The sequence below is a fragment of the Candidatus Igneacidithiobacillus taiwanensis genome, assembly GCF_031962545.1.
GTDB lineage: Bacteria > Pseudomonadota > Gammaproteobacteria > Acidithiobacillales > Acidithiobacillaceae > Igneacidithiobacillus > Igneacidithiobacillus taiwanensis.
Genome location: NZ_JAVRKK010000227.1, coordinates 1 through 2,361, shown reverse-complemented (window position 1 = coordinate 2,361; position 2,361 = coordinate 1). Strand labels below are relative to the sequence as shown.

Sequence of the window (2,361 nt, the reverse complement as noted above, 5' to 3'; positions counted from 1 at the left end):
TCCACCCTAGGCGGCTGATACTGCACGTGGTATATCGCCCCGCAGTCCTCACACACCCGACGCCCGGCCAAGCGAGTGACGATCTCCTCATCATCGAGAACAATGTGAAAGATATGCGTAATACCAACGCCTCGCCGCTCCACCACCAGCGCGTCTAACCCCTGCGCCTGCACCACAGTGCGCGGAAAACCATCAAAAACCACGCCGTTTTTGGCGTCATCCTGGCTAAGCCGCTCCGAGACGATACCCAGTATCAGTTCATCGTCGACGAGGGCGCCGGATTCCATCACTGCCTTGGCCCGTTTGCCCATTTCGGTGCCTGCAGCAACAGAGGCGCGGAGCATATCACCAGTCGATATGTGAGGCAAGCCTGTGCTTGCCGCCACCACCTTGGCCTGGGTACCCTTGCCTACCCCCGGCGCACCAAGCAGGATGATATGACCAGGTTGCATGACTAGCGCTTACCCTGCTGGCCGCTCTTACGCAGCAGCCCCTCGTAACGATGGGTAAGTAGATGGCTCTGAATCTGGGCCATGAGATCCATCATCACTACCACCACGATGAGCAAACTGGTGCCACCAAAGTAGAAGGGCACGTTGTATTCGGTAATCAGGAATTCGGGCAGAAGACAGACCAGGGTAAGATAAATTGCCCCCCACAGGGTGAGGCGGCTGAGCACTCGATCCATGTATTTGGCAGTTTGCTCTCCGGGGCGTAGACCGGGGATGAAGGCACCGGACTTTTTGAGGTTGTCCGCCGTCTCACGCGGGTTGAAGACCATCGCGGTATAGAAAAAGGCAAAAAACACGATCGCCACGGTAAACACGACTACATATAACGTGGTGCCGGGACTCAGAGCCTGCCCGAAGCGCGCCAACCATTGCATGCCGGGCACATTGGCAAACCATCCCGCCAGCGTCGCCGGCAACAAAATAATGCTCGACGCAAAGATGGGCGGGATCACCCCAGACATATTCACCTTTAGCGGCATGTGGGTACTCTGACCGCCGTAAATTTTGCGCCCCACCTGACGTTTCGCGTACTGGATTGGAATTCGTCGTTGTGCGCTTTCCATAAACACCACAAAGGCGAGGACGAGCAACGCCAGCACAAAGAGTGCGAGTACGAATAAGGGCTGAAACTGCCCGGTTCGCACCAACTCGAACATCGTCGCTAGGGCCTGCGGCAGCCCCGCGACGATGCCCGCGAAAATGATCATGGAAATACCGTTACCGATACCCCGCTCAGTAATTTGCTCACCCAACCACATCAGAAAGACCGTACCGGCCGAGAGCGTGATCGTGGTGGTGAACAAGAATAGGGGGCCGGGATCGATGACGACTGGAATAGAACCACCGTGCATCTTCTCGATTGCCACGGCAATTCCCAAGCCCTGCAATAGGGAGAGAACAACCGTGGCATAACGGGTATATTCCGTAATCTTTCTACGACCAGCTTCCCCCTCTTTCTTCAACTCCTCGAGTTGGGGAATGACCGATCCAGCCAACTGGAAAATGATGGAGGCGCTGATGTATGGCATGATGCCAAGGGCGAAGACCGTAAGGCGAGAAAGAGCCCCACCAGAGAACATGTTGAACATGCCGAGGATGGTGCCCTGCTCCTGATGGAAGAACGACGCCATGGCGGCCGGGTCTATACCGGGTACCGGAATGTGCGCACCAATGCGAAAAACTAGCAACGCACCCAGGAGAAACAGGATACGCTTGCGCAGCTCGGTGATGTTCCCCGCGCCCTGCGCAGCGTTGCCAAGCGCTCCGAGGCTGTTCGCCATGTTATCCCTCTACCTGCCCACCGGCAGCTTCGATCGCCTGCCGCGCGCCGGCGCTGACTCGAAGGCCCTTCACCGTGACAGCAGTCTCGAGCTTACCGGTGCGGATTACCTTGATCTGATCGCAATCGCCACGGACGAAGCGTCGTAGACGCAGCGCCTCGGCATCGACCACACCCGCTATGGCCGCACTCTGCAGCATATCCAGGGTAACTTCGACGACGACCGACGCGCCACTGTTCCGGAAGCCGCGTTTTGGTATGCGCCGCTGCAGAGGCATCTGTCCACCCTCGAAGCCGACCTTGTGGTAACCACCGGAGCGAGCATGCTGACCCTTGTGGCCGCGCCCCGCGGTTTTGCCAAGCCCGCTACCGATACCCCGGCCCACCCGCAGTCGTTCTTTCTTGGCGCCCGGCGCGGGGGCAATCGTATTCAATCTCATGATAGTTCTTCCCAACGCAGTAGATACGGTACTTTACGAATCATGCCGCGCACTTCCGGCGTATCCGCAAGTTCCACACAATGTCCGGTGTGCCGCAACCCGAGACCCCGTATCGTCGAACGGTGCTTGG

General features: G+C 57.9%; 4 protein-coding genes. All 4 read right to left on the bottom strand.

From position 1 onward, the window contains the following. Nucleotides 1-452 (bottom strand): nucleoside monophosphate kinase (locus RTI30_RS14075; RefSeq protein WP_312284124.1); only part of this gene is annotated, 452 nt, incomplete at its 3' end. Nucleotides 453-454: 2 nt separating this feature from the next. Next, a complete protein-coding gene (gene secY / locus RTI30_RS14070) occupies nucleotides 455-1,792 on the bottom strand; it encodes a preprotein translocase subunit SecY (protein ID WP_312284123.1) in 1,338 nt (445 codons plus the stop codon). Between the two features lies 1 nt (nucleotide 1,793). Further along, on the bottom strand, nucleotides 1,794-2,231 hold the full coding sequence (gene rplO, locus RTI30_RS14065) for a 50S ribosomal protein L15 (RefSeq protein ID WP_312274729.1): 438 nt from the start codon (nucleotides 2,229-2,231) through the stop codon (nucleotides 1,794-1,796). After that, a partial coding sequence (gene rpmD, locus RTI30_RS14060) for a 50S ribosomal protein L30 (RefSeq protein ID WP_312284125.1) occupies nucleotides 2,228-2,361 on the bottom strand: 134 nt, incomplete at its 5' end. The genes rplO and rpmD, both read right to left, overlap by 4 nt.